The sequence below is a fragment of the Microlunatus sp. YIM B11417 genome (assembly GCF_059617205.1).
Window position 1 is genome coordinate 771054 of sequence record NZ_JCAMPJ010000002.1, and the last position, 24845, is coordinate 795898.

At 70.2% G+C, this 24845-nt stretch carries 20 protein-coding genes; 12 read left to right on the forward strand and 8 right to left on the reverse strand.

The genetic code is table 11. The features are described from left to right. Nucleotides 1-26 precede the first annotated feature (26 nt). The 4 genes from AC6CCG_RS14015 to rplL all read left to right on the forward strand — a co-directional run bounded on the left by AC6CCG_RS14015 (nucleotide 27) and on the right by rplL (nucleotide 2734). On the forward strand, nucleotides 27-848 hold the full coding sequence (locus AC6CCG_RS14015; RefSeq protein ID WP_496655153.1) for an alpha/beta fold hydrolase: 822 nt from the start codon (nucleotides 27-29) through the stop codon (nucleotides 846-848). Beyond that, nucleotides 845-1411, forward strand: coding sequence for a CGNR zinc finger domain-containing protein (locus AC6CCG_RS14020; RefSeq protein WP_496655154.1), 567 nt, complete (start codon nucleotides 845-847; stop codon nucleotides 1409-1411). The genes AC6CCG_RS14015 and AC6CCG_RS14020 overlap by 4 nt, the downstream gene beginning before the upstream one ends. Before the next feature lie 264 nt (nucleotides 1412-1675). Further along, the gene (rplJ, locus tag AC6CCG_RS14025) at nucleotides 1676-2323 is read left to right on the forward strand and encodes a 50S ribosomal protein L10 (protein WP_496655410.1); all 648 of its coding nucleotides are present in this window, start codon (nucleotides 1676-1678) and stop codon (nucleotides 2321-2323) included. Between the two features lie 15 nt (nucleotides 2324-2338). Beyond that, on the forward strand, nucleotides 2339-2734 hold the full coding sequence (rplL, locus tag AC6CCG_RS14030) for a 50S ribosomal protein L7/L12 (protein WP_496655155.1): 396 nt from the start codon (nucleotides 2339-2341) through the stop codon (nucleotides 2732-2734). Between the two features lie 106 nt (nucleotides 2735-2840). On the opposite strand, the gene AC6CCG_RS14035 is transcribed toward rplL, so the two are convergent. Both AC6CCG_RS14035 and AC6CCG_RS14040 read right to left on the reverse strand, forming a co-directional pair. Next, nucleotides 2841-5198, reverse strand: a complete 2358-nt coding sequence (locus tag AC6CCG_RS14035) for an alpha-L-rhamnosidase-related protein (RefSeq protein WP_496655156.1) — start codon at nucleotides 5196-5198, stop codon at nucleotides 2841-2843. 70 nt (nucleotides 5199-5268) lie between these two features. Then, the gene (locus AC6CCG_RS14040; RefSeq protein WP_496655157.1) at nucleotides 5269-6594 is read right to left on the reverse strand and encodes a YbiU family protein; all 1326 of its coding nucleotides are present in this window, start codon (nucleotides 6592-6594) and stop codon (nucleotides 5269-5271) included. Between the two features lie 111 nt (nucleotides 6595-6705). Here AC6CCG_RS14040 and AC6CCG_RS14045 point away from each other — a divergent pair, with 111 nt between their 5' ends. Then, a complete protein-coding gene (locus AC6CCG_RS14045; RefSeq protein WP_496655158.1) occupies nucleotides 6706-7821 on the forward strand; it encodes an ROK family transcriptional regulator in 1116 nt (371 codons plus the stop codon). Here AC6CCG_RS14045 and AC6CCG_RS14050 read toward each other — a convergent pair whose 3' ends face one another. From AC6CCG_RS14050 to AC6CCG_RS14060, 3 genes are all read right to left on the reverse strand, one after another. After that, nucleotides 7822-8274: an SRPBCC family protein gene (locus tag AC6CCG_RS14050; RefSeq protein ID WP_496655159.1), complete on the reverse strand. Its 453-nt coding sequence runs from the start codon at nucleotides 8272-8274 to the stop codon at nucleotides 7822-7824. Nucleotides 8275-8366: 92 nt separating this feature from the next. Further along, the gene (locus AC6CCG_RS14055; RefSeq protein WP_496655160.1) at nucleotides 8367-8702 is read right to left on the reverse strand and encodes an ArsR/SmtB family transcription factor; all 336 of its coding nucleotides are present in this window, start codon (nucleotides 8700-8702) and stop codon (nucleotides 8367-8369) included. Beyond that, nucleotides 8699-9163 carry an SRPBCC domain-containing protein gene (locus AC6CCG_RS14060; protein ID WP_496655161.1) on the reverse strand — a complete coding sequence of 155 codons (465 nt, stop codon included), beginning with the start codon at nucleotides 9161-9163 and terminating at the stop codon, nucleotides 8699-8701. The genes AC6CCG_RS14055 and AC6CCG_RS14060 overlap by 4 nt, the downstream gene beginning before the upstream one ends. Nucleotides 9164-9299: 136 nt before the next feature. On the opposite strand from AC6CCG_RS14060, the gene AC6CCG_RS14065 reads away from it, so the two are divergent. Beyond that, the gene (locus AC6CCG_RS14065) at nucleotides 9300-10790 is read left to right on the forward strand and encodes an arylsulfatase (protein WP_496655162.1); all 1491 of its coding nucleotides are present in this window, start codon (nucleotides 9300-9302) and stop codon (nucleotides 10788-10790) included. Between the two features lie 94 nt (nucleotides 10791-10884). After that, nucleotides 10885-11280 (forward strand): VOC family protein, encoded by a 396-nt coding sequence (locus tag AC6CCG_RS14070; RefSeq protein WP_496655163.1) that lies wholly within the window; start codon nucleotides 10885-10887, stop codon nucleotides 11278-11280. Between the two features lie 6 nt (nucleotides 11281-11286). Here AC6CCG_RS14070 and AC6CCG_RS14075 read toward each other — a convergent pair whose 3' ends face one another. After that, complete coding sequence (locus AC6CCG_RS14075; RefSeq protein WP_496655164.1) at nucleotides 11287-12474, reverse strand: enolase C-terminal domain-like protein; 1188 nt, start codon at nucleotides 12472-12474, stop codon at nucleotides 11287-11289. 147 nt (nucleotides 12475-12621) lie between these two features. On the opposite strand from AC6CCG_RS14075, the gene uidA reads away from it, so the two are divergent. Then, nucleotides 12622-14409 carry a beta-glucuronidase gene (uidA, locus tag AC6CCG_RS14080; RefSeq protein ID WP_496655165.1) on the forward strand — a complete coding sequence of 596 codons (1788 nt, stop codon included), beginning with the start codon at nucleotides 12622-12624 and terminating at the stop codon, nucleotides 14407-14409. Continuing rightward, on the forward strand, nucleotides 14406-15386 hold the full coding sequence (locus tag AC6CCG_RS14085; protein ID WP_496655166.1) for a glycoside hydrolase family protein: 981 nt from the start codon (nucleotides 14406-14408) through the stop codon (nucleotides 15384-15386). The genes uidA and AC6CCG_RS14085 overlap by 4 nt, the downstream gene beginning before the upstream one ends. Here the strand turns inward: AC6CCG_RS14085 and AC6CCG_RS14090 are convergent, their stop codons facing one another. Both AC6CCG_RS14090 and AC6CCG_RS14095 read right to left on the reverse strand, forming a co-directional pair. Then, nucleotides 15387-18449 (reverse strand): exo-alpha-sialidase, encoded by a 3063-nt coding sequence (locus AC6CCG_RS14090; protein WP_496655167.1) that lies wholly within the window; start codon nucleotides 18447-18449, stop codon nucleotides 15387-15389. Nucleotides 18450-18474: 25 nt separating this feature from the next. Next, nucleotides 18475-21219, reverse strand: coding sequence for an FG-GAP-like repeat-containing protein (locus AC6CCG_RS14095; RefSeq protein ID WP_496655168.1), 2745 nt, complete (start codon nucleotides 21217-21219; stop codon nucleotides 18475-18477). A 142-nt stretch (nucleotides 21220-21361) separates the two neighbouring features. Here AC6CCG_RS14095 and AC6CCG_RS14100 point away from each other — a divergent pair, with 142 nt between their 5' ends. From AC6CCG_RS14100 to AC6CCG_RS14110, 3 genes are all read left to right on the forward strand, one after another. Continuing rightward, entirely contained in the window at nucleotides 21362-22075 is a 714-nt protein-coding gene (locus tag AC6CCG_RS14100) for a FadR/GntR family transcriptional regulator (RefSeq protein WP_496655169.1), read from the forward strand. Nucleotides 22076-22276: 201 nt separating this feature from the next. Then, complete coding sequence (locus tag AC6CCG_RS14105) at nucleotides 22277-23893, forward strand: ABC transporter substrate-binding protein (RefSeq protein ID WP_496655170.1); 1617 nt, start codon at nucleotides 22277-22279, stop codon at nucleotides 23891-23893. After that, the gene (locus AC6CCG_RS14110; protein WP_496655171.1) at nucleotides 23890-24843 is read left to right on the forward strand and encodes an ABC transporter permease; all 954 of its coding nucleotides are present in this window, start codon (nucleotides 23890-23892) and stop codon (nucleotides 24841-24843) included. Before AC6CCG_RS14105 ends, AC6CCG_RS14110 begins: the two co-directional genes overlap by 4 nt. Nucleotides 24844-24845 lie beyond the last annotated feature (2 nt).

Consider the following 24845-nt stretch of genomic DNA (forward strand, 5'->3'; position numbering starts at 1 on the left):
TGGACCGTGAATTCGGCGGACGGCGCATGCACTATCGAGAGGCGGGCGTGCCGGCGTCGACGGCCGTACTGCTGCTGCACGGTTCGCCGAGTTCCTCGTATTCCTTCCGTGAGGTGCTGCCGGCCCTGGGCGAACATGCTTACGCCATCGCTCCCGATCTGCCCGGATTCGGGTTCTCGGAACCGCCTCCGCCGGAGGAATTCACCTTCGACCGGCTGGCCACGATGATCGACACCCTGCTCGCTGAACTCGGCGTCGAGCGGTACGTCCTCTATCTGACCGACTTCAGCACTCCGGTCGGCTATGTCCTGGCCCTGCGGCACCCCGAGCGGGTGCTCGGCCTGGTCGTCCAGAACGGCAACGCCCACGAGGCCGGGCTGGGCGCGCCCTGGGACCCGGTCCGGCGGTTCTGGGAGGACCCGAGCGAGGAGAACCGGACGGCCCTGGGTGACTGGCTGAACTTCGAGGGCACTCGGGACACCTACCTCAGCGGCCTGCGGCCGGAGTTGCGGGAGCTGCATCCGGCCGAGTCCTGGCACCTGGACTGGGAACGGCTGTCCCGGCCCGGGTTCGTCGACCTGCACTTCCGGCTGTTCTGCGACTACCGGCAGCACGCGGCCCGGTTCGCCGGGATCGCGGACTTCCACGCGACCCACCAGCCGCCCGCGCTGCTGCTCTGGGGCCGGCACGACCCCTACTTCGACATCGCCGAGGTGCTGGCCTATCACCGGGCGCTGACCGAGCTGGACGCGCACCTGTTCGATGCCGGGCACTTCCTGCTGGAGACGCATGCCGCCGAGGTCACGCCCCTGCTGACCGGGTTCGTCGACGAGATCCTCGTCCGATGAGGACAGCCACCCGCTGGACCGATGATCATTTCGTCGGTGGCGATCTTGCGCTGGACTTCGCCAACACGGTCTACCGCCGGCTGCCCGAGGTCGGTGCCGACCTGATCGACAGCGGGATCGCCCTGACCGGCTGGTACGTCCACGCCGGTCTGCTCGCGGCCGACGACGGCGAGGCCCCGGGCGCCTCGGCCGCGCAGGTGGTCGCCGCGCACCTGATCCGGGAGCGGCTCTGGGCGGTGCTGGAGGCACAACGGGCCGGCGGCGAGCTGCCGGCCGAGGCCGTCGCCGGACTGTTGGCGTCGGCCCAGGCGGGGCTGGGCCGGGGCGTGCTGGTGGCCGCCGACGGTACGGTCACGCCGCGCACCGTGGCCGGAGCCGGCGCCGCCGTCGCCCTGGCCGGAGTCCGGCTGGTGCTGAGCCCGCCGCCGCGGCCGGTCCGCAGCTGCGACCGCTGCGGCTGGTACTTCCTGGACACCTCGCGCGGCAGCCGGCGCCGCTGGTGCAGCATGAAGACCTGCGGCAACCAGGCCAAGGTCGCCCGGTTCCGCGAGACCCACGGCTGAGCCGGCCGCCGCGGATTTGGCCGGACCCGTGCCGCTCGCGTACTCTGAACGCTGCCGAAGACCGCTGGTTGATCCCAGGATCGTTAACGAGCCCGTGCCTACGGGCGGCCCGCGCAGGTGAACCGAGAAGCTTGACTCCCGATCCTCGATCGTGGCCGAAGCCCCGTGTCGCCAGCGCGCCGGGGTTCTTTTCATGTCCGGGACCTGCCGGTCGTCTTCGGAAACGCCACAGCGCGTGGCGTGAACGACGAAGTGGAGGAGACGATGGCGAGGCCGGACAAGGCAGCCGCGGTCGCGGAGTTGAAGGACAAGTTCACCAACTCCGCCGGTGCCGTGCTGACCGAGTACCGCGGACTCACCGTGGCGGAGCTGAAGGAATTGCGCCGCGCACTCGGTGAGGACGCTACCTACGCCGTGTCGAAGAACACGCTGACCAAGATCGCGGCCCGGGAAGCCGGTGTCGAGGGCGTCGAGGAACACCTCGTCGGCCCGACCGCGATCGCCTTCGTCGACGGTGACCCGGTCACCGTCGCCAAGGGCCTGCGTGACTTCGCCAAGGCGAACCCGCTTCTGGTGATCAAGGGTGGCGTGCTCGAGGGCAAGTTCCTCAGCGTTGACGAGGTCAAGAAGCTGGCTGACCTCGAGTCTCGCGAGGTCCTGCTCGCGAAGCTCGCCGGTGCCATGCAGGGAGCCCTGCAGCAGGCTGTGTCCCTCTTCGCCGCACCGCTCTCGCAGGCGGCGCGCGCCGTCGCCGCGCTGGAGAAGGCGGCGACCGAGGACCCGTCCCTCATCGCGGGAGCCGGCACGCCGGCCGCCGCCGAGGGCAACCAGGAGCCCAGCAACGAAGAACTGGCGGCAGCACCCGCTGCAACTGAATCCGATGACGCAGCGCCCGCTGCCGAAGACAAGTAAGGAAGGACCGCCAACATGGCGAAGCTCAGCACCGAAGAGCTCCTGGACGCGTTCAAGGAGCTGACCCTGATCGAGCTCAGCGATTTCGTGAAGCAGTTCGAGGAGACCTTCAACGTGACCGCCGCCGCTCCGGTGGCCGTCGCCGCCGCTGCCCCGGCCTCGACCGGTGGCGGCGACGCCGCTGCCGACGACGCCGGCAGCGACGAGGTCGACGTGATCCTCGAGTCCGCCGGCGACAAGAAGATCCAGGTCATCAAGGAGGTGCGGACCCTCACCAGCCTCGGCCTGAAGGAGGCCAAGGATCTGGTCGAGGCCGCGCCGAAGCCGGTCCTGGAGAAGGTCAACAAGGAGACCGCGGACAAGGCCAAGGAGGCCCTCGAGGCCGCCGGCGCCACCGTCTCCTACAAGTGATCTTCGGCTGAATCCGCGAACGGCGGGCGGCGGGCCTCCGGGTCCGACCGCCCGCTTTTTGCTTGTTTGGTTGTTCCCTGAGCCTGTCGAAGGGCAGTCCCGATGATCACTCCACGCTGATCCCCTGCGGCAGCTCGGTGGTGATCTTGGACCCGTCGACGGCCACCCGCAGCGGCCCGTGCGGCGTCTGCAGGGTCCCGTCCGCCCGGGCCAGGCGGCCGAGCTGCGGCGTGATCGACACCCTCGCCATCCCCGGGGCGGTCGGCCGAACCCCGAGCAGGGTCGCGTACAGATGGAAGATCGGGTGTGCGCCCCAGGCGTGGCAGTCGCTGCGGGTCGGCTCCGGCTGCTCGATCACCGTCCGCAGGCCCTGGTCCAGCAGGCCGAACCACAACCCGAGTCGATCATGGATGACGTCGGTGCGGCCGATCCGGCCGAGCGCCTCGAACAGGTAGTGATCGAAGTAGACGCTGGTCCGGGCCAGTCCGTCGGTGATCAAGGTCCGTTCCAGTGCGGCCGCGCCGTGCTCGGCGCCGGCCAGGACGGCCAGGCACTGCGCGTGCTCGCTCCAGTGCCGGTGCTCCGGGTCGTCGGCGTAGAGGCCGCGCTCGGCCGACCAGAACGTACGCTCGGCGGCGCCGCGAACGACGTCGGCCAGGTCCGAATGCCGGCCGGCCAGCTCCGGCTCACCGATCCAGGACTCCAGGTCGGCGGCCAGGTCGGCGACGTGGGCCAACTGCAGGTTGGCGATGCCGGACACGCCCCACTGCGCGGCGGGCGGTGTGCCGGCCTTCCAGCCGTCCACCCAGTCCATGAAGTTCCAGCCGTCCAGGGTGCTGAACAGTCCGTCCGGCCCGACCTGGGTCCGGTGCGCGTCCAGCACCGCCCGCACCCCGGGCATCAGGGACCGTACGAAATCAAGATCACTCCGCCAGAGCGCGAAGTCGTGCACCATCGCGATCCACCACAGGGAGAACGGCGGAATGGTCTGGCGGATCCGGGACGGATAGCGACTGGTGGTCAGGCCGCGCGGCGACCGGCTGCGATCGAAGGCCAGCAGCGCCTGCCGGGCCAGTCGGTCGTCGCCGGTGGCCAGATAGGCGACCAGGCACTGGATCCGGGTGTCACCGGCATACTGCAGCTGCTCGTAGAACGGGCAGTCCATCGTCGTTTCGTGCGAGCACAGCTGCAGGGTCCGGAACGCGAGCCCCTTGACCCGCCCCAGCCGGTCGTCGTCGGACTCGAACCGGCTCAGGTCCTGATAGGGGTAACGGGTCTCGGTGAAGCCGAGCTCGGTCAGGGTCAGCTCTGTGTCGCCGGTCTCGACCAGCACCTCGACGTAGCGCCCGGCCTCCCACCACAGCGTCGAGTACGTCTCGGCCTCGCCGCCGCCGGCGATGAAGCGATCACCGACCGGGTCCTGCTCGCCGCTGCGGCCCGGCGAGCGGAAGAACTTGCCCTCGATCTCGTCCCGGTTCCCCTTGCGCCCGTCGGCCTGCAGCAGGGCCTCCTGCCAGTTCAACTGGACCGCGGAGTCGCGGCCGCCGCTCAGCCCGAGCCTGGGATAGGCGCAGACGTAGTCGCCGAGGTCGAGCAGCACCCGGCGCCGGGTCCGGGCCGGTACGGTGAGCGGCTCGCCGGCCAGCAGCCGTTGCCAGCCGTCGACCTCGGCGGTCAGGTTGTCGGCCGTCCGGACCACGACGTCGACCGTCGGGCCGCCGTCATGCTCGGTCACCAGCCGGATCCGGCCGGGGGCGACGCCCTCCTCGGCCTGCGCCGGCAGGATCGCGGGGACCAGCAGGCGGGTCGGCGGCACGTCGTTGGCGTACGCGGCGGAGTAGGCCCGGCCGGCCGGGAGCGCCGCCGTCCAGACCAGGGAGTCCGCACCCCGCTCCCAGCCCCACGGGAAGGTCCGGCCGTCGAGCTCGCACTTCAGGCCGCAGCCCCAGGCGGGGCCCTTGGGCCTGGTGGCGTGGCCGGGGAGCACGGCGGCCTGCCAGTCGCCGGTGCCGGTGGTCAGCTCCGGCAGGCCCTCGGCGGCCAGCAGAAAGCCGTGCCGCAACGAGAACTGGGCGTACGGCGCTTCTTCGCCGATCGACCAGACCCGGGCGGCCAGCAGATGATCACCGGCGGCCAGGTCGAGCCGATGGCTCTCGAAGCTCCAGTGATCAAGATCGCCCCGGTCCGGGCCTCGGCCGATCAGCTCCCCGTCGAGATAGAGCTCGTACCGCTCGTCGGCCGACACGTGCACCAGGACCGCGGTCGCCTCGGTGGTCGCGATCGGCAGCCGGTAGCCGACCACCGCCGGGGTCGGCGGGGTGTCCGCGACCGAGATCCAATGGGCCGGCCACTGGCACCGGTCCACCCACGAGGTGTGATCGTCGATGAAGGGGTCGCGATCGATCAGCACCCGGCGGGCGGGGCGCCCGTCCGCCGGGATCCGGTCCGATGACGGTGCGTCCATGTTCCGATCCAAGATCGCCCGGGTCAGCGACACCCCGTACTGCGCTGATCATCTTGTCGACTGGGACAACTCACGCTGCACCCGGCGGCCGACGTCGCTCCAGGCCGAGGCCGCGGCGACCGATGCGGTTGAGGTCGGCCGGGGAGAAGCGGTTGGTCCAGTCGCGCTCGTAGTGCTCGGCCGGGAAGTCGCTCGGGCTGGAGCCGCTCTCGAACGCGCTGCGCACCTCGGCGGCGTAAGCCTCGTTGCGTGGGCACCAAGGGGCGGCCGGGATGTACATGACGTTGCCCCAGCCCTGTTGATCATCGACCGGCGCGACGCTGTGGATCATGTCGCAGTGCCACCACACCGAGTCGCCGGCGCGGACGTCGGGGATGCCGCTGACCGCGCGCAGCAGCAACCCGTGCCAGCGCTCCAGGGCCGGGAAGACCTGACCGATCGTGACGCCGCACAGGTCGTCGGCCGGCACGTCGGACAGCAGCGGCCGCAACATCAGGTACGCCATCGCCTCGGGGATCGGCACCGTGTGCAGGACGCCCTGATCATGGTCCATGTCCGAGAGGGCGGTCCAGCCCTGGAAGGTCCGGAACGCCGAGCACATCGTGCTGCTCGGGTACTGCGGGCCGGCCGTCCGGTGGGCGGCGTCCCACGGGTCGTACTCCTCGACGGTGCCGTCGAAGAGATGCCGGAACGCCCGCTGGTTGGCCGCGGTCATCCAGAGGTCGAGCGTGCCCGGGTCGAGGTGGGTGCCGAGCCCGCCCGAGTTCGTACCCGGCGGGCGGCGCCGGATCCGGTCCGGGTACAGCGAGTCGCGGCCGGGATCGAACCACTGGACGCCGTCCGACTCACTGCGCCACCGGGCGTTGAGGAAGGCCTGCACGGTCGCCATCCGGTCGCTCTGCCGGGCCTGCATCTGGGCCGGTGACCAGTAGATCGGATAGATCTCGGGCCTGGAGCCGACGCTGCCGAAGAAGTCGTCCCCGGGCCCGCGGTAGTTCTCGAAGAATCGGTTCGACTCGACGTACTCCACCGTCGCGGCGTCCCAGGCCAGCGCCTGCTCGCGGGGGAAGTGACCGCGGATCACGAGGCAGCCGCGGCGGTGCAGCTGGGCCAACGCCTCGGCGGACACGGTGCCGGCCGCGATCTCGGCGTAGTCGATGACCGGCCAGATCGGCTCGCCCCGCCCGACGGCGGCCTCGATCTCCTCGACCTGCTCGGTGATGCGCCGCTCGACAACGGCGAACACCTCCTCGACCGTCCGGCCGGAGGCCTCGATCCGGGCGCGCAGGGCCGGCTTGAGCTCGGCGATCGCGGCCTTCGGATCGGACGGCGTCGACTCCCAGTGCGGCAGCCGGGGCAGGGTGTCGGGCGCTTCGTTGCGGGTGGGGGCAGACATGACACACTCCTGGATTTAGGAAGGACTCCTTATTTAAATCAAGGTACGGCAGCGGCGAAGGTTTGGGCAAGAGTCCTTCCCAAACTGATCCCGCCCTCCTACGCTCGGTGCGTGACCCTGGCCAAACCGTCGCTGGGCCTGCTCCGGTCGTTGACCGACGAGCACGTCCTCAACGAACTGGTGGCGGCCGGCAGGCTGACCCGGGCCGAGCTGTCCGCCCGGACCGGCATCTCCAAGCCGACCATCGCCGAGAGCGTGCGGCGGCTGACCGACGAGGGCCTGCTCCGCGACACCGGCGAACGGTCCACCGGTCGCGGCCGGGCCGGGTCCTACTTCGCGCTGGCCGACGGGCTCGGCTCGGCGCTCGCCCTCGACGTCACGGCCGCCGCGATCGTGGCCGAGCGGTTGGAGTTGTCCGGCGTGACCCTGGCCCGGGCCGTCGAGGAGATTCCGGCCGATCCCGAGCCGGACGCCGTCGCGGCGGCCTTGGCTCGCGCCGCGGAACGGGCGATCGGGGACACCGGGCCGGCCCGGCTCGCGGTCGTCAGCGCGGCGGATCCGGTCGACCGGCGGACCGGGCGGCTGGTCGAGCTGCCCGACTCACCGTTCCTGGTCGGCGAGCTCGATCCACCGGCGGTGCTCGCCCCGTACGTCTCCGGTCCGGTGACCGTGGACAACGACGTGCACTGGGCGGCCCGGGCCGAGCTCGAGGGCGGCGGGCCGGCCGACTTCGTCTATCTCTACCTCGGCGCCGGGCTCGGCGGGGCGATCGTCAGCGACGGAGCCGTCCGCCGGGGCGGTGGCGGCATCGCAGGCGAGATGTCGCACGTGATCACCGTCGGCCCGGACGGCCGGGCGATGCCGTTCACCGAGGTGTTCGAGCGGCTCGGGCTGCATCGGCCCGGCTCGTCGGCGATCGACGTACCGCTGCTGCTGGGGCGGCTGGCCGGGACCGGTCCGGGTGCGGCCGCGACGGCCGACGCGGTGGCGGCCGCGGTGTCCGGCGTGCTGGTCACGATCGTGTCGCTGACCGATCCGGAGTTGATCATCGTCGGCGGCGCCTGGGGCACCGACGAACGACTGCTCGAGGCCGTGGCCGGGCGGCTGCGCGACCAGCCTCGGCGGACCGCGGTCCGGGCTGCGACGGCCGCCGCCGAGACCCCGCTGACCGCGGTCCGCGAGTTCGCGCTGACGACCCTGCGCCGCGAGGTTCTCGCTCGACCTTGATCAGTGCCAGTTGCTGATCTTGACGTCGTTCGGCGCCGGCTCGCCGGTGCCGGTCTCCGCCAGTTGCTTGAGGCTGAGCAGGAAGGTGGCCCACTTCGTACTGCAGTGGTGCATGAACGGACCGGGCTCACGCCAGTCGGTGTGGCTGAACAGGATGATGGTGAAACCGTCCTCCTCGGCCAGCTCGAACGTGATCTTGGTGTCGATCCATTCGGCGGGCCCGCCGACGACCTGCCAGCCGACCCGGCGGCCCGGTTCGGTGTCGAGGACCCGGATGTCGAAGCCGGCCGGCGGCGGCGCGCCCTCGAACCGGAACTCGATCACGCCGCCGGGCGTGGGATCTCCCTGGGTGTCCACGGTCCACCAGCCGGCCAGGCCGTCGATCGTGGTGAGGGTGTCGAAGACCTGAGCGGGGGTGGCGAGGACGCCGACCCGGTGCAGGATGTCGACCATGATGATCACTCCTTCGGTGAGGTAGGTGCCCGGAATCGGGCGTGTTGGTCCGCGCCGCGGCGGCTGCCGCGGCGTCGTGGGGTGGTTGGGCTTCAGTCCCGGTTGCGCTCGATCGCCTCGGCGATCCGCTTGATCCGGTCCAGCCGGGCGTCCCAGGCCTTGCCGACGCTGGAGAGCTGGGCGACGGCGCGGGAGAGCCGGGCCTCGTCGACGGTGTACCGGCGTTCCCGGCCGGCCGCGGTGGCGTGCACCAGGCCGACCCGGTCCAGTACGCCGAGGTGCTTGGCGACCGCCTGCCGGGTGACCGGAAGTCGATCACTCAGCGAGGTGGCGGTGCCGCCGCCGTCGGCCAGCAGCAGGTCGAGCATCCGCCGCCGGGTCGGGTCGCCGACGGCCGACCAGAGCTCGTCGTCGATGCCGGGGCTCACGGCCGGGACGCCAGCCGGGGTGCGTACGCGGCGAGCCGGGGCAGGAAGTGGTCCCAGCCGTTGCTGTGGTCGCGGTGGGTCGCCTCGACCAGGTCCGGCTCCCAGCCCTGGTCCTGGAACCCGGTCTCGGAGAAGCGCAGCAGCGTTCCGCCGTCGGCAGGGATCAGGTCGAAGACGACCAGGAACGAGTTGCCCGGCGCCGCGGGTACGTCCTCGTCGTGCACCCAGCGGAACGCGAACCGGCGCGGCGGGTCCGCCTCGATCACCGTGAGCGGCACGATCTTGGCGTCCGGGGCGGCGGGGTCGCCGAACGTGACCGAGCCGACGGCACCGGAGTTCGGCGCGAGGTCGGCCTCGTCCGGCCACCATTCCCGCAGGTGCTCCGGCGTGCTGATCACCTGATACACGACCTCGGGGGACGCCTCGATCCGGATCTCCCGCTCGATGCTCTCGTACGCCATGGCCTACTCCTCAAATTCGCAACCTTTGGTTGCCAATGACGGTACGCCAGGTTCGGGCAATGCGCAACTAATGGTTGCGAATGGGTGATCAATTGACAGGGGGCCGGCGGTCCGCCTTCAATGGCACCAACCAATAATGCGTTTTATCACTCCCGGGGTGGTGATCCGGCTGACGACGACTCGGCCGAACCTTCTGCTCGTGATGGTCGACCAATGGCGTGGGGACTCGCTCGGCGTGGCCGGTCACCCGGTCGTCCGGACTCCGTACCTCGACGCACTCGCCGCCTCCGGGTCCCGGTTCACCAGGGCCTACTCGGCGGCGCCGACCTGCACCCCGGCCCGGGCGTCGCTGCTGACCGGGCAGCGGCCGGCGACCCACGGCCGGGTCGGCTACCAAGATCACGTTCCGTGGACCTACCCGGTCACGCTGGCTTCTGAACTCACTCGCCAGGGTTACCAAACCCAGGCGGTGGGAAAGATGCACTTCTTCCCGGAGCGCGCCCAGCTGGGCTTCCAGAACGTGATCCTGCACAGCCCGCTCGGCATCATCCGGTCGGCCCGGCGGCGGGGCCTCGATCCGGACCTGGTCGACGACTACCTGCCGTGGCTGCGGCAACGGCTCGGCCGGGACGCGACGTTCCATGATCACGGACTGGACAGCAACTCGTGGGTGGCCCGGCCGTGGGACAAGCCGGAGTCGGTCCACCCGACCACCTTCGTCGCCGAGCAGTCGATCGACTTCCTGCGCCGGCGCGACCCGACGAAGCCGTTCTTCCTGTTCACCTCCTTCAACGCGCCGCACCCGCCGTACGACCCGCCGGCCTGGGCGTTCGACCAGTACCGCGACGTCCAGGCGCCCGAGCCGCCGGTCGGCGACTGGGCCGACACGTTCGCGCCGGTGGCGACGCCGCACGACTCGCGGTCGTTCCACGGGCGGATCGCGCCGGACGACCTGCGCCGGGCCCGGGCCGGCTACTGGGGCCACATGTCCCATGTCGATCAGCAGCTGAACCGGCTGCTCGAGGAGCTGGTGCATTACGGGCTCCGCGACGACACGTACGTCTGCTTCGTGTCCGACCACGGTGAGCTGCTCGGTGATCATCTGCTGTTCCGGAAGGGCTTCCCGTACGAGGGATCCGCGCGGATCCCGCTGCTGCTCAGCGGGCCGGGTCTGCCGTCCGGTGGCGTTCATGATCAGCTGGTCGAGCTGCGCGACGTGATGCCGACGCTGCTCGACTGCGCCGGGCTGCCGGTCCCGGACGGCGTGGAGGGCCGCTCCCTCCTGCCGCTGGCCCGCGGCGAGGCTACCGAAGGACGGCCCCGGCTGCACGGGGAGCACACCATGCTCGGCCAGTCGTTCCAGTGGTTCACCGACGGCCGCGAGAAGTACGTCTGGCTCAGCGGCGACGGCCACGAGCAGTTGTTCGATCTGGCCGCCGATCCCGAGGAGCGGTGCGACCTCGCCGGCCGGCCTGATGCTGCCGACCGGCTGGCCCACTGGCGCTCCCTGCTGATCGAGGAACTGACCGGCCGCGAGGAGGGCTTCACCGACGGGCACCGGCTGATCCCCGGCCGACCGGTCCGGGCCACGCTGAGCGCTCCGGCGGCGCCGTCGGACCGCCCCTGAAGAGATTTCCCAAGAAAGTTCTCGGGGGCTGTCGATCGGGATGCGGTCGGGTCGTCATCCCGGTGTAAGCAACCACACCGAGGAGGAAACGATCATGAACGAATCGTCGAAGGCGCGGCTGGAGAGCGTACGGACCGTGGGCATCCCGGTCACCGACCAGGACCGGGCGCTGGCGTTCTACACCGAGGTGCTCGGCTTCGAGAAGCTGCTCGACACGCCGATGCCGCAGCTCGGCGGCCGCTGGATCGAGGTGGGGCTCCCGCGCTCCGCGACCACGGTGGCACTGATCCCGGCCGGCGAGGGCAAGCCCGCCGGAGTGGACACGGGGATCCGGTTCACCAGCGGGGACGCGACCGCCCTGCATGCCGACCTGACCGGTCAGGGTGTCTCGGTCGACGAGCTGCTGGCCTGGCCCGGCGTGCCGCCGATGTTCGACTTCCGCGATCCCGACGGCAACACGCTGTACGTCAGCGAGGCCCGCTCCGCCTGATCATGGTCACTCGACGACGAGCTGGGCCGAGGCGTGGCTGCGGATGTAGTCCCAGTCGTAGCTCACGCCGAGGCCCGGCCCGGTCGGCACCGGGAAGGTGCCGTCCGGAGCGACGTCGTCCAGGTGATCGGAATACCCGCAGGTGTAGACCGGTGCACTGAAGTGGGCGCCGGACGGGCCGACCATGGACAGTTCGTAGTAGTTCGTGTTGCGGATGGCCGCCATGCAGTGCCGCTGGGCCGGGCCCGGAGCGTGCAGCTCGACGTCGAGGCCGAGGGCCTCCGCGAAGTGCGCGATCTTCATGGTGCCGGTGATCCCGATGTCGAAGTCCGGATCGGCCCGGACGAAGTCGGTGCCGTCGGCCAGCACCAGGTTGGCCAGCGACTCCAGGCCGCGGACGTGCTCGCCGAGCAGCAGCGGGGTCTTGATCAACTCGCGGAGCCGGCGGTGCGAGTGCGCGGCCAGCCCGCCGTCGCTGTACGGATCCTCGTACCAGAAGAAGCCGGCCTCGTCGCAGGCCCGGCCCACGGCCAGGGCGTCGGCGAAGGTCCGGAAGCTGCAGCCGGAGTCGTGCATCAACGCCATCCGGTCGCCGACCCGGCGGCCCAGTTCGAGCACCGCGGCGCTGTCCCGCTCGATGCCGCCGTCCTGCCAGCCGTGGATCTTGAAGGCCCGGTAGCCCTTGTCGTAGCAGGCTTCGGCGAAGTCGGCGTACGCCTCCGGGCTGGCCAGGCCGCCGGTGTCGCCGCCGAACCAGGTGCTGGCGTAGGCCTTCAGCCGGTCCCGGCCGCCGCCGAGCAGGGCGGAGACGGACGCGCCGAGCCGTTGACCGGCCAGGTCCCAGAGGGCGATGTCGATCACCCCGGCACCCATCCGGTCCTCCTTGCGGAGCTGCCGTCGGATCCGTTCGTACGCGAGCTCGCGGGCGAAGCAGTCCAGGCCGATCACCGCCCGGGCGCAGGCGGCGGCCTGGGCCATCGAGTTGGCCTGGCCGCCGACGTAGCTGCCGACCGCGCCGTCGGCGGTCTCGATCGTCACGGCCATCCGGCTGCGGTGACTGGTCACGCCGGGCTGGTCGACGCCGCCGGCGACCCCGACCATCGGGTAGCTGAACATGATCAACTCGACCCTGGTGATCTTGGTTGCGGGCGATGCCGCCGTGTCGCGGGCCGTGGTCTGCTCTGACTGCGCCATCGGGGCCTCCGGGGTCTGGGATCTCCGCAGCATCGTAGGCAGGCCGTCCCGGCCGCGACCGGTCTCGTCCTTCCTGCCGGGACATGGTGGTGATCATCGCCGGTCACGTACCTTGTCCTGGACGCCCACGACGAGGAGGACGCGACGATGCTCAAGCCCCGGGACACCGCGACCCGCGAGACGATCAAGCTGGACGGCCTGTGGCGGTTCGCCCTCGATCCGGGCGACGGGTCCGAGCCCTGGCGCGGGCCGCTGGACGGCACCCTGGAGGCGGCGGTCCCGGCCAGCTACAACGACCTGTTCGTCGACCCGGCGATCCGTGATCATGTGGGCTGGGTCTGGTACCAGCGGTCGGTCCGGGTGCCGCGCGGCTGGACCGGCGAGCGGGTGCTGGTCCGGGTCGACGCCGCCACCCACGCCGGCCGGGTCTACGTCGACGACACCCTGGTCGCCGAGCACACCGGCGGCTACACGCCGTTCCAGGCCGACATCACCGACCTGGTCCGGCCGGGGTCGGAGTTCCGACTCAGCATCGCAGTCAGCGGGGAGCTGACCAACACGACCATCCCACCCGGCCGGGTCGAGACCACCGCGGCGGGCCGGCGCCGGCAGACCTACCTGCACGACTTCTACAACTACGCCGGACTGCCGCGTTCGGTCTGGCTGCACAGCGTGCCGCCGGTGCACGTCGACGACGTCACGGTCACCACGACGATCGAGGACACGACGGGAGTGGTCGGCTACTCGGTCGAGGTCGACGGTACGGCAGCGGTCCGGGTCCGGCTGTCCGACGCGGCCGGTGATCAGGTGGCCGAGGGGACCGGTGCGACCGGTGCGTTGCGGGTGCCGGACGCGACCCTGTGGCGGCCCGGCGCGGGCTACCTGTACACGCTGCTGGTCGAGCTCGTCGAGGGAGCGGAGGTGCTGGACAGCTACGCGCTGCCGGTCGGGATCCGCACCGTTGAGGTGCGGGGCACCGAGTTCTTGATCAACGGAGATCCGTTCTATTTCACGGGATTCGGCAAACACGAGGACTCGGCGGTGCGCGGCAAGGGCCACGACGACGCCTACCTGGTGCACGACTTCCAGCTGCTCGACTGGATCGGCGCGAACTCGTTCCGCACCTCGCACTACCCGTACGCGGAGGAGGTGCTGGACTACGCCGACCGGCACGGGATCGTCGTGATCGACGAGACGGCTGCGGTCGGGCTGAACCTGGCGATGGGCGGCGGACTGACCGGCCGGCCGCCGCTGCCGACGTTCTCGCCGGAGACGATCAACGACGAGACCCGGGCCGCCCATGCACAGGCGATCCGGGAGTTGATCAACCGGGACAAGAACCATCCGAGCGTCGTGCTGTGGTGCCTGACCAACGAACCGGCCTCCCAGGAGGACGGTGCCCGGGCCTACTTCGAGCCGCTCGCCACGCTGGCCCGGGAACTCGACCCGACCCGGCCGATCACGTACGCGAACGTGATGTTCGCCGGGCCGGACCAAGATCAGATCGCCGACCTGTTCGACGTGATCTGCCTGAATCGCTACCACGGTTGGTATGTGGCCAACGGCGACCTGGCCTCCGCGGAGGTCAGTCTGGAAGCGGATCTGCGGCGCTGGGTGGAGCGGCACGGAAAGCCGATCATGATGACCGAGTACGGGGCGGACGCGATGCCTGGGCTGCACTCGGTCTGGGACGTGCCGTGGACGGAGGAGTACCAGGCCGATCTGCTCCGGCTGTACCACCGGGTCTTCGACCGGATCGACGGCTTCGTCGGGGAGCAGGTCTGGAACTTCGCCGACTTCCGGACCGCTCCCGGCATCCATCGCGTGGACGGCAACAAGAAGGGCGTCTTCACCCGGACCCGGGACCCGAAGGCGGCCGCCCATATCCTCCGGGAGCGCTGGACCGCGCCGGGCGGGCGCGGCACACCGCGATGATCAGCTACCCGGACGGGCGGCCCGGTTGCCGACTCCGACTGCCGGCCCGTGATCATGGCGTGGTGCTGCGGCACGGCGACGCCTGGGACGCCCTCGGCGCGCGGGAGGCCTCGATCGCGATCGAGGACGGTGTCTTCCACCTGTTCTACGACGGTGCGGGCCCGACCGGTTGGCTGGCCTGCCTGGCGACCAGCACCGACCTGGTGCACTGGACCAAACGCGGCCCGGTGCTCGAACTCGGACCGCCCGGGTCCGACGACTCGGCCACCGCCTCGTCACCCTGGGTGATCAAGGACGGCGGCCGCTGGCACATGTTCTACGTGGGTTCGCCCAACGCCACGCCGCCGCCCGGTCGGATCCCGGCGTTCCCGTACCTGACCTGCGCGGCGACCAGTGATCAGCTGGCCGGTCCGTGGCGCAAGGAGCCGGAGCGGATCCCGTTCCGCCCGGCGCCCGGCACCTACTACGCCGACACGGCCAGTCCCGGCGCGATCATCGCCGTCGACGGTGAGTTCCTCCAGTTCTTCTCCGCCTCCGCCGGCGGCGATCGGCCGCTCCGTACCCTCGGGCTGGCCCGGACCCGTGATCTTGCCGGCCGCTGGGAGATCTCGCCGGAGCCCATCCTGCCGCCGGCCGAACAGATCGAGAACTCCACGCTGCACTACGAACCCGGCAGCGAGACCTGGTTCCTGTTCACCAACCATGTCGGCATCGACGAACGGGGCGCGGAGTTCACCGACGCGATCTGGGTCTACTGGAGCCGCGATCCGCGATCATGGAATCCCGACCACAAGGCGGTCGTCCTGGACGGGGCGAACTGCTCCTGGTCGCACCGGTGCATCGGCATGCCGACGGTGATCAGGTACGGGGAGCGGCTGGCGCTCCTCTACGACGGCCCGGGTGGCGACGGCCGAGATCACCTGCACCGCGATCTCGGCCTGGCCTGGCTGGACCTGCCGCTGGCCCCGCCGCGTTGATCACCCGCCCTGGGCCGGCGGCCCGATCCGGGTGATCGACGGCAGCCCGCGGGTGGTGTCCTGCACGAGGAACTCGGCCACGCACACCTCGGTGCGGCCGCCGGTCTCGGTCAGCAGCAACAGGTGGGTGAGCGTCTCGGCGGCCCGGAGCACCGGGAGTTCCGCGACGGTCCGGCCGTTGATCATGGTGGCCACGCTGCCGTCGTCGAGGTCGACGTCGAACCGGAACGTGTGCCAGACGTCCGGCGTCAGCGTGGTCGGCTCGGGCAGCGGGCCGAAGTCCTGCGGGTGTTCCAGGTCCGGCCGTTCCGGCAGCACCCGGACCAGCTGTTCCAGGTCGTTGGCGTAGGTGAACGCCTTGTCCGCGTACGGCTGGGTCAGTTTCAGATACCGGGTGCTGAAGGCGGGTCCGGTGAGGGTGATCACCAAGCCGTCCTTGGTGCCGGACCAGCCGGTGATCTCGCGCCAGTCGCCGCGGTTGGTCTCGGACGCCCAGACCCGTACGTCCGCGGGCTCCAACCTGGTCGAGGTGCCGCCGGTGGCGAACCGTTCCAGTCCGGTCAGCACGATCGAGGCGACCTCGCGGGGCTGCTGAAGATCAAGTCCGACGCTGCGCCGGTTGTAGTCGAAGGCGACCGGGAGGATCTTCAGCAGACCCAGGTTGCCGGTCGCGGGGTCGACGTCGTTCTCCAGGAACCCGCCGATCGGGACGGCGTCGTAGACGTCCTCGGTGGTCACCCGGACCTCGCCGTCGGCGGCGAGCCGGAACTGGGCGATCGTGCCGCGGGCGTTCGCGCCGACGTTGGGCACGTCGGGCGCAGCGAACCCTTCCTGAAGGGCGATCCGCAGGCCGGAGCCGAGCTCCGACCAGCGCAGCCGGAACCGGAGCCTGGCCTTCCGCGCGCCCGGGAACAGCCGTGACGCAGCCGCCGGCAACGCCGGCTCGCTGGTCCGCAGCCGGACCGCCCGGCCGGCCGCGTTCGGGCCGGGCACCAGGTCGAGTTGACCGCCGCGGGTGCTGCGCCACCACCGGGACTGGGCGAGTTCCCGTCCGCCGTCGACCACGGTCGGATCGAGGTGGCGCGGCACGTCCAGGGCTCCGTGGCTGCGGTACAGGAAGCGGTCCAGGTCCTCGATCAGCAGAGTCGACCCGGCCGTCACGGGCCCGGAGGCCCAGCCGAGGAGCAGATCGTGATCACCGGCCGGAACGATGAACGACTCGACCATGAGCCGTTGCTCCCGGGTGTCCTTCCAACCGGGCGTGGACAGGCTGGTCGCCCCGGTCACGTCCTGATGGCCGAGGAGGGTCCGGCCGTCGTCGCGGGTGGCGGCGAGCGTGAAGTTGTTGCGCCGATAGCTCTTCTGGCCGAACGCGTTGTGCCCCGGCCAGCCGATGATCACGTCGTCCCCTCGGTTCAGCGTGGTCGGCTGGGTGTTGCTGGCCAGGATCCGGCTGTCCGTGAGCTCGGCCCAGGTGATTCCGTCGTCGGTCGAGGTGCTGGTGCCGAAGTGGTACTTGGTGTCGGTCTGCTGCCGGGCGTAGATCACCAGAGTCCCGGACCGCAGCTGCAGGATCGTCGACTCGCTGACGCCCTCCTCGAACCCGGCCACGCTCAGGGTGAGCGGCGTCGCGCTCTGCCGCCAGGTCGCGCCGCCGTCGGTGGAGCGCAGCACGGCCAGGGCGAACTGCCCATCGGGCCGGAAGATGTAGGGCACCGGAACCACGTAGGCGCCGGAGGCCGTCTTGATCGGATCGGTGTACGTGATCGTCCACGAGGCGGGCCGCCCGGTCTCGTGATTCATGATCACCTGCGGCCGCGGCGTGCCGAAGACCGGCTTCCGGTCGACGTAGCGGTCGGCCTGGGCGACCCAGACCTGGCACAGATGCTGGCTCGGGTCGGTCCAGTCGTTGCCGTTGGAGACACCGACCGAGTAGAGGATCGCGGTCAGCACGCCGGTGTCGGGGTCGACCAGGAAGCCGCCGGCCCGGTCGGTGCCGCGGGCCGGGTCGCCGGCGGTGATCATCGGCTCCGGTGTGGTCCAGGTGCGGCCGTCGTCGAAGCTGTAGCGGGCGTGGATGCCGCCGGCCGCGGTGGTGTTGGACGCGATCAGCAGGGTGCCGTCGGGCAGCCGGACCGGATGGAGTTCGCCGCCGAAGGACAGTCCGGCGGCGGACTTCGCCGACTGCGGCTGGAACGTGCGATGCCCGTACTCGACCTGGAGTGCGGTGGCGTCGGCGAGCACGCTGGTCGCGTCCGGATTTCCGCTGTGGAGATGGAGGGTGCGGGTCTCGCCGGCCTCGAGGCGCGGCACCCGGACGAAGATCCCGCGGCCGTCGCAATAGGCCGGCAGTTGTCGGCCCTCGACGGTGGCGAAGCGCAGGTCGGACAGGTCCGCGGCGGCCTTGCGGGTCTTGATCATGGCCGGTACGCCGAGCTGGGCCAGCGACACATAGCCGGCCCGGTCGTCCAGCGCCTCCGGCCCGTCGTTGATCACTCTGAGCTCGGTACGGTACGGCCAGCGGCCCGAGCCCGCGATGAAGGAGCCGGCCGGGATCCGGTGGACGGTCATCAGCCGTTGCAGGTTCGTGTTCGCGAAGGTGGCGACGCTGCCGGGTCCCTCGCGGTGGCAGTGCACGGCGACGTAACGGGCCTCGGCGTCGAGGTTGTAGAGCCAGATCGCCGTCCCGAGGTCGAGGAAGTCGGCGTCGACCTTGCGCCAGGCGGCGTTGTCGTCGCTGACGTACACGGCGAGATCACGGGGGTTCAGCCGGTGACTCGGCCGTTCACTGATCAGCTCGACGGCGTTGATCAAGGTCCGGTTGCCGAGGTCGGCGCCGACGGTGCGGTGGAGGCAGTCCAGGGCGAAGCCGCCGCTGTGGCCGAAGTTCCGCAGCGGCCCGGTCCGTGGATCGAGGTCGTTGTCGGCCCAGCCGACGGAGCCGGGCAGCGCGGTCGCGGCCGCCGCGCCGGGCGTCGCGGCCGCCGGCGAGGTGACGGTGAGGCCCAGGGCGGCGGAGCCGGCGGCGACGCCGCCGGTCTGAAGGAATCGTCGTCGATCCATGATCACTCCTGCGGGTTTCGGTCGGTCAGGGTGCGGGCGAGGAGACGGTGAGCTCGACTCCGGTCAGCCGTGGGGTGGCGACGCTGTTGGTCGCGCCGAGCGCAAGGCGGTACTGCACGAAGCGCTGCACCGGGATCGATGGCTCCGGACCGACCGGAACCCAAGGTGCCTGAGCAAGATCAGCCGGCGATCCGGCCGAGCGGAGCCAGGCGGTGACCCAGGTCTTGGCCGGCACGTCACCGGTCCAGTCGATCTTGGTGCAGTGGCCGGGTCGAGTCAGCTCGAAGACGCGGGATTCGAAGTATTCTTCGGGTCCGCGGTCGTAGACGTTGCCGAAGTCGAGATGGCTCAGCCCGTGCGGACCGGCGGTCGGCAGTGCCGTCCGGCGTTCCGGCGAGAAGCCGTCCGGCCCGTTGTGCCAGACATAGGACTCGCCCGGATGATTGCCGTACGTCTTGTGGTTGGCGATCGCCAGGTCGACGTAGCCGTCCTCGTCGAAGTCGCCGAGCAGGACGCCGCACGCCGAGTGGTGGAACAGCCGGGTGATCCGGTGCGGATGGAAGTCCCCGTCCGGGCCGCCCCAGTAGATGTAGCTGTCCAGGTCGCGGTTCTGGTGCCCGTGATAGTTGGTGACGACGAGGTCGAGCCGGCCGTCGTTGTCCAGGTCCGCGACCCCGACGTCGACCGGGAAGTTGGCCGGCAGCTGGGTCCGGCGGTCGTTGCGGAACCCGTCCGGCCCGCCCCAGTAGACGTAGACGAAGGTGCGGTAGTCGTCCCGCGGGTCGTCGCCCTTGAAGCCGCCGATGATCAGATCGAGCCAGCCGTCGCCGTCCAGGTCGGCGACCCGGGAGGAGACCGCGGTCCCGCAGTCGAGCACCGTGGAGCGTTCCGCGTTGAAGCCGTCCGGGCCGCCCCAGAGGATGATCACGCCGCCGTGACGGCCGAGCTCGGGAATGATGAGATCCAGCCAGCCGTCCCGGTTCAGGTCGGCCAGGCTGAGGTAGCGCGGCTGATCGTAGGTCCGGCCGTCGAGGGTGAGCTTGATCCGTTCCGGCGCACCGAAGCCGTCCGGGCCGCCGCGGAAGATCACGATCTCGTCCTGGCCCCAGCCCGTCGTGATCAGGTCAAGGTAGCCGTTCCGGTCGAGGTCGGCGATCACGCCGGACATGTTGTGCTCGGTCGGTAGTTCCACCCGGTCGGTGAGCGGGAACGCGTCGCCGTTGCGGTAGTAGACGAACGAGCCGTTGCTGACGTCCAGCCAGTTCTCGTTGGAGTTGGCGACGTAGACGTCCGGGGCGCCGGAGTCGGTGAAGTCGACGAACTTCAGCTCGGTCGCCGCCCAGCCGGGGAACTCCAGCCGCCGGTCGGCCGCGTAGCCGTCCGGGCCGCCCAGATAGACCACACTGTTGACGTTGCCGCGCACGGTGTTGCTGAGATGGTTGACGAAGACCGGCTTCGGCCGGCCGTCCCCGGGCCAGCGGATGATCATCACGTCCAGTGCGCAGTGGGTGAGCAGCCGGCGCGGATCGGCCGCGGGTCCGTCCGGTGTGCCGGCGAAGATCAACGACTCGTGCGTGTACGAGTCCGGCAACTGGTCCTGGCAGACGATCACCTCGCCGCGACCGTCGCCGTCCAGGTCGGCGATCACCACCTCGTTGGCGGACCGGGTGGCAATCATGATCGGCTCGGTGGCGAACCCGCCGTCCACCGTCCCGGCATGGAACCTCGACTGCTCGACCCCTTCGGTGACCTGCCGGGTCGCCAGCACCAGGTCGGGCCGGCCGTCGCCGGTGACGTCGCCGACCGCGGCACTGATCACCGGGCCACTGTCCAACCGCAGCGTGACGGCCGGCTCCCGTACCGCATCGAAGGCGATGAACGACGTCGTCGCGTCGGGGCACAGGAAGAGCTGCGTCCGGCCGCCCATCTCGATGATCTTGAGCCGGCTCGCCGTCGGCGGCCGGTAGACGAACAGTCCGGTTGCGCCGAGCCCCTCGCCGGCGGCCGCGGCGCCCATGGCGGCCGTGTCGATCCTGGTCTCGATCGGCGGCCCGTCGGTGAGCTCGGCGGGCAGCAGGGAGTGCCGGTCCGGATCGAGACCACCCGGTCCGCCCCAGAAGACCCGGACCCGGCCGTCCGGCGCCCGGACCACGAGGTCGTCGACGCCGTCGCCGTCCAGGTCACCGGCCACCACCGACTCGATCCCTCCCGGCAGCGCAAGATCATCGAACCGGCGGGCGGCGAAACCTCGATCATCCTGAGTGAACCGGCGCAGCCGCTCCCGGGACACGAACAGGATCGACGGCCGGTCGCCGGGCGCGAAGGTGCCGAGCACCACGTCCTTGCTGGACGGCGCCCACAGCTGCAGCATCCGCTTCCGCCGATAGCCGTCCGGGCCGCCGAAGTAGACCTGGCCGTACAACTCGTTGGTCGCGCCGTCGTACTGGTTGGCGATCACCAGATCGTCGTAGCCGTCGCCGGTCAGGTCGCCGGCCGCGCCCGCGTACGCGCCGAAGGTGTCCAGTTCCAGCCGTTCGTCGGAGTTCAGCGGATCGAGATAGACGTACGCCGGCAGGCTGACCCCGTCGTCGTGGGAGTTGGCGAACGGCAGATCGACGTAGCCGCTGCCGGTCAGGCTGGCGTACGCGATCCGCTGCAGCACGCCGGCCCGCGAGACATAGAGGTTCTGGCCGGCGTTGCCGAGCGTGCCCCGGCTGAGATCGGCGAAACCATGATCACGAAGGATCGTCGGTTCGGTGGGTGAGGCCATCGACGGCTCCTGAGGATGGTTCATTCAGTGGAATGAACGTTTCTTTACCTGCGACACGGTAAGCGTGCCGGCTCGGCGGTGTCCATGATCGGGACCACTTTGTGGGACGTGGTACCTCCGACAATGGTGTTAGGGTCGTGCTGTGTCTGGTGCAGCCGCAGAGGAGCGTTCGTACCGACGGCCCGCGCCGCCGAAGGTCGAGGACCTGCTCAAGGCCTACATCATCGATCACGGCTTCCAGCCCGGTGACCGGCTGCCGACCGAGGCCGCCTTCGGCGAGGCGCTCGGGGTCTCCCGGAACGCGATCCGCGAGGCCATGCGGTCGCTCCAGTCGCTCGGCATCCTGGAGATCCGGCACGGCTACGGCGCCTACCTGGCCGAGGTTTCCCTGCCCAGGCTCGCCGACGGGCTCGCGTTCTGGGGCAAGCTGCTCAGTCGCGACGGTGGTGATCATGTGATCCGCCGGATCGCCGAGGTGCGCAGTCTGGTCGAGGCGAGCCTGGTCACCGAAGTGGCCGGCCGGCTCACCGAGGCCGACTTCGCCGACCTGCGGGAGAGCATCGAGGAGATCGAGGCGGCTGCCGAGCAAGATCAACGGGCCTATGACGCCGACCGGCGGTTCCACGAGATTCTCTATCGCCCCTTGGACAACTGGGTCCTGATCGGCTTTCTGCGTTCGCTCTGGGACAGCACCCGGGAGATCACCCAGGAACAGCCGCCGGGGCCCGATCTTGCGCTGGCCCCGCGGCATCACCGCGCCATCCTCGAGGGGCTCGAGGCCGGCGACGGCGCGGCCGCGGCCGAAGCGATGCGGGAGCACTTCGGGCCGATGCTCCGCGGCGACTACGACACCTGATTCCGCTGAATTGCTCTCTTGACCGGGATTGACCCGGCTCGTAGCATGTACAACATCCTACAATCCTAGGTACGGAAGCGACGGCCACCGCCGGCCGTCGCGGGACCGTCCCGATCCGGCTCGACCAGAGCCGTTGCCTGCTCGTTGCCGTACCCGGCCGCCGTGGCGTTCGCCCGTCCGGCCGTTCTCGAAGGAGCTTCCATGATCGGAACCGCGCGCCGGGGCAGAGGCATCGCCGCCCGCCTGGCGACCGCGCTGGCCCTCGCCGCGCTGGCCCTGACCGCCTGTGCCCCGCCGGGGGCCGAGCCCGACCCGGGGCCGGGCGCCGGCTCGTCGTCGGCCAGTCGTGATCTTCGCTATCACCTCTACCAGGCGCCGACCAGCTTCGATCCGTTCAATGCCCTGCAGGGTGCGGACGGTGAGATCTCGGCGCTGCATTTCCGGCCCCTGGTCCGCAGTGAGCAGGCCACCTTCGTGCCGGGCCTGGCCAAGTCCTGGGAACCGTCGGAGGATGCGAAGACGTACACGCTGACGCTGCAGGACACCCGGTGGAGCGACGGCACCCCGTTCACCTCGGCCGACGTGCTGTTCAGCCTGGAGAGCTATGCCGACCCGAAGACGAAGTCGATCTTCAGCGGCCAGCTGTCGCCGGTGGCCGGGTTCGCGGAGTTCCAAGCCGGCAAGGCGAAGGAGCTGTCCGGGATCACGGCGCCGGACGAGCACACGGTGATCATCGAGCTGGCCGAGCCGAACGCCGCGTTCCTGGCCAACCTGGTGCCGCTGCTGATCGTGCCGAAGCACGTGTACGGCTCGTTGGATCGCGCGAAGTTCAAGGGAGCGAAGGAGTTCCGGGAGCCGAAGGTCGGCATCGGGCCGTACGTGTTCAGTCGGTGGGTGACCGATGATCAGATCGAGTTCGTGCCCAACCCGGAGAGCGACGAGGCGCATCCTCTTGATCATGTGTACGCCCAGTACCTGGCCGGCGACGTCGCCCGGGCGCAGCTGGAGACCGGCGAGATCGACATCGCCCAGGTCGCCTCGGCCGATGTGGCCTCGGTCCAGAAGACCGGCAAGATCACCGTCCAGAAGGCACCCGGTACCGCCGTGATGTCGCTCTACACGGCGCTGAACAGCGGCAAGCTGGCCGATCCCAAGGTGCGCCAGGCGGTGCTGTACGCGATCGACCGGCAGTCCATCGTCGACAACGTGCTGGCCGGCAACGGAACGGTCGCGCAGTCGATGCTCTACCAGCCCGACTGGGCGGTGCCGGACGACCTGATCACGTACGACTACGACCCGGCCAAGGCCAAGCAGTTGCTGGCCGAGGCGGGCTGGAAGTCCGACACCGTGGTGAACCTCGACATCGTCCCCGGCCAGGCTGACCGTGACGCCGTGATGAACATCATCGCCGGCCAGCTGCAGGCGGTCGGGATCAACGCCAAGCTGCATCCGCTGCAGCCGGCCGAGCTGACCAAGCTGGTGGAGCAGGAGAAGTTCGACCTGTTGATCACCGTGTTGGCACTGGCCCCCGGCGAGCCGGGAACGATCAACGTCCGGTTCACCTGCAAGGGTGCGCTGAACCTCTCCAAGTACTGCAATCCCCAGCTGGACAAGGAACTGCAGGCCGGCATCGCGACCACCGACCAGGACGGGCGGGCCAAGCACTACCAGGCCGCGGCCCGGATCCTCAACACCGACCAGCCGGCGCTGCCGCTCTTCGTGGCCAACCAGCCGTGGGGTTCGACGACCCGGGTCAAGGGCTTCGACCCGGCGCTCGGCGGACTGGCCGCGGCGCACCACTGGGACCTCGCCTCGTGATCTTGTTCGTCGCCCGGCGGCTCGGTGTCAGCGCGGTCACGCTGGTCGGGATCAGCGTCGCCCTGTTCGCGCTGACCCGGGCGATCCCTGGTGACCCGGTCAGCATGTACTTCGACCCGCTGAACTTCGCCGGGGACCGGGAGGCGGCGATGGCCGCGCTGCGCCGGGAGCTCGGCCTGGACCAGCCGCTGCCGGTGCAGTACCTGGCCTGGGCCGGCCAGGTCCTGCAGGGCAACCTCGGCTACTCGATCACCACCGGCCGGTCGGTCAGCGAGCTGATCGCCGGCCGGCTCGGGGCGACCGCGTACCTGATGCTGGCCGGGACCGCCCTCTCGCTGTTGATCGGGATCACCGGCGGGATCATCGCGGCCTTGCGGAAGAACACGGTGACGGACTACCTGATCCTGCTGTTCAGCCTGATCCTGATCTCGGTGCCGAGCTTCTTCGTCGCCATGGTCTGCATCTACGTCTTCGGACTGCAGCTCGGGATCCTGCCGACCGCGGGGATCAACACGCCGGGCGGCGGTTGGGGCGAGGCGTTCCGGCACCTGGTCCTGCCGGCCGGGATCCTCGGCCTGGCCGGGGCGGTCGGCTACGTCCGGTGGGCCCGGTCCAGCATGCTCGACGTCCTCGATCAGGACTACTTGATCACCGCCCGGTCCAAGGGCCTGTCCCGGCCCCGGGTGGTGCTCCGGCACGGGCTGCGCAACGCGCTGATCCCCCTGGTCACGGTCGTCGCGATGAGCATCCCCGGGCTGTTCGGCGGTGCCGTGATCATCGAGCAGCTGTTCGCCTGGCCGGGCACCGGCCGGATGGCCGTCGACGCGATCGCCAATCGGGACTATCCGGTGCTGATGGGCTTCGTCCTGCTCACCGCCGTGCTGGTGCTGGTCTGCAACCTGGTCGCCGACCTCACGTACGGACTGATCGATCCACGGATCCGGCTCTAGGA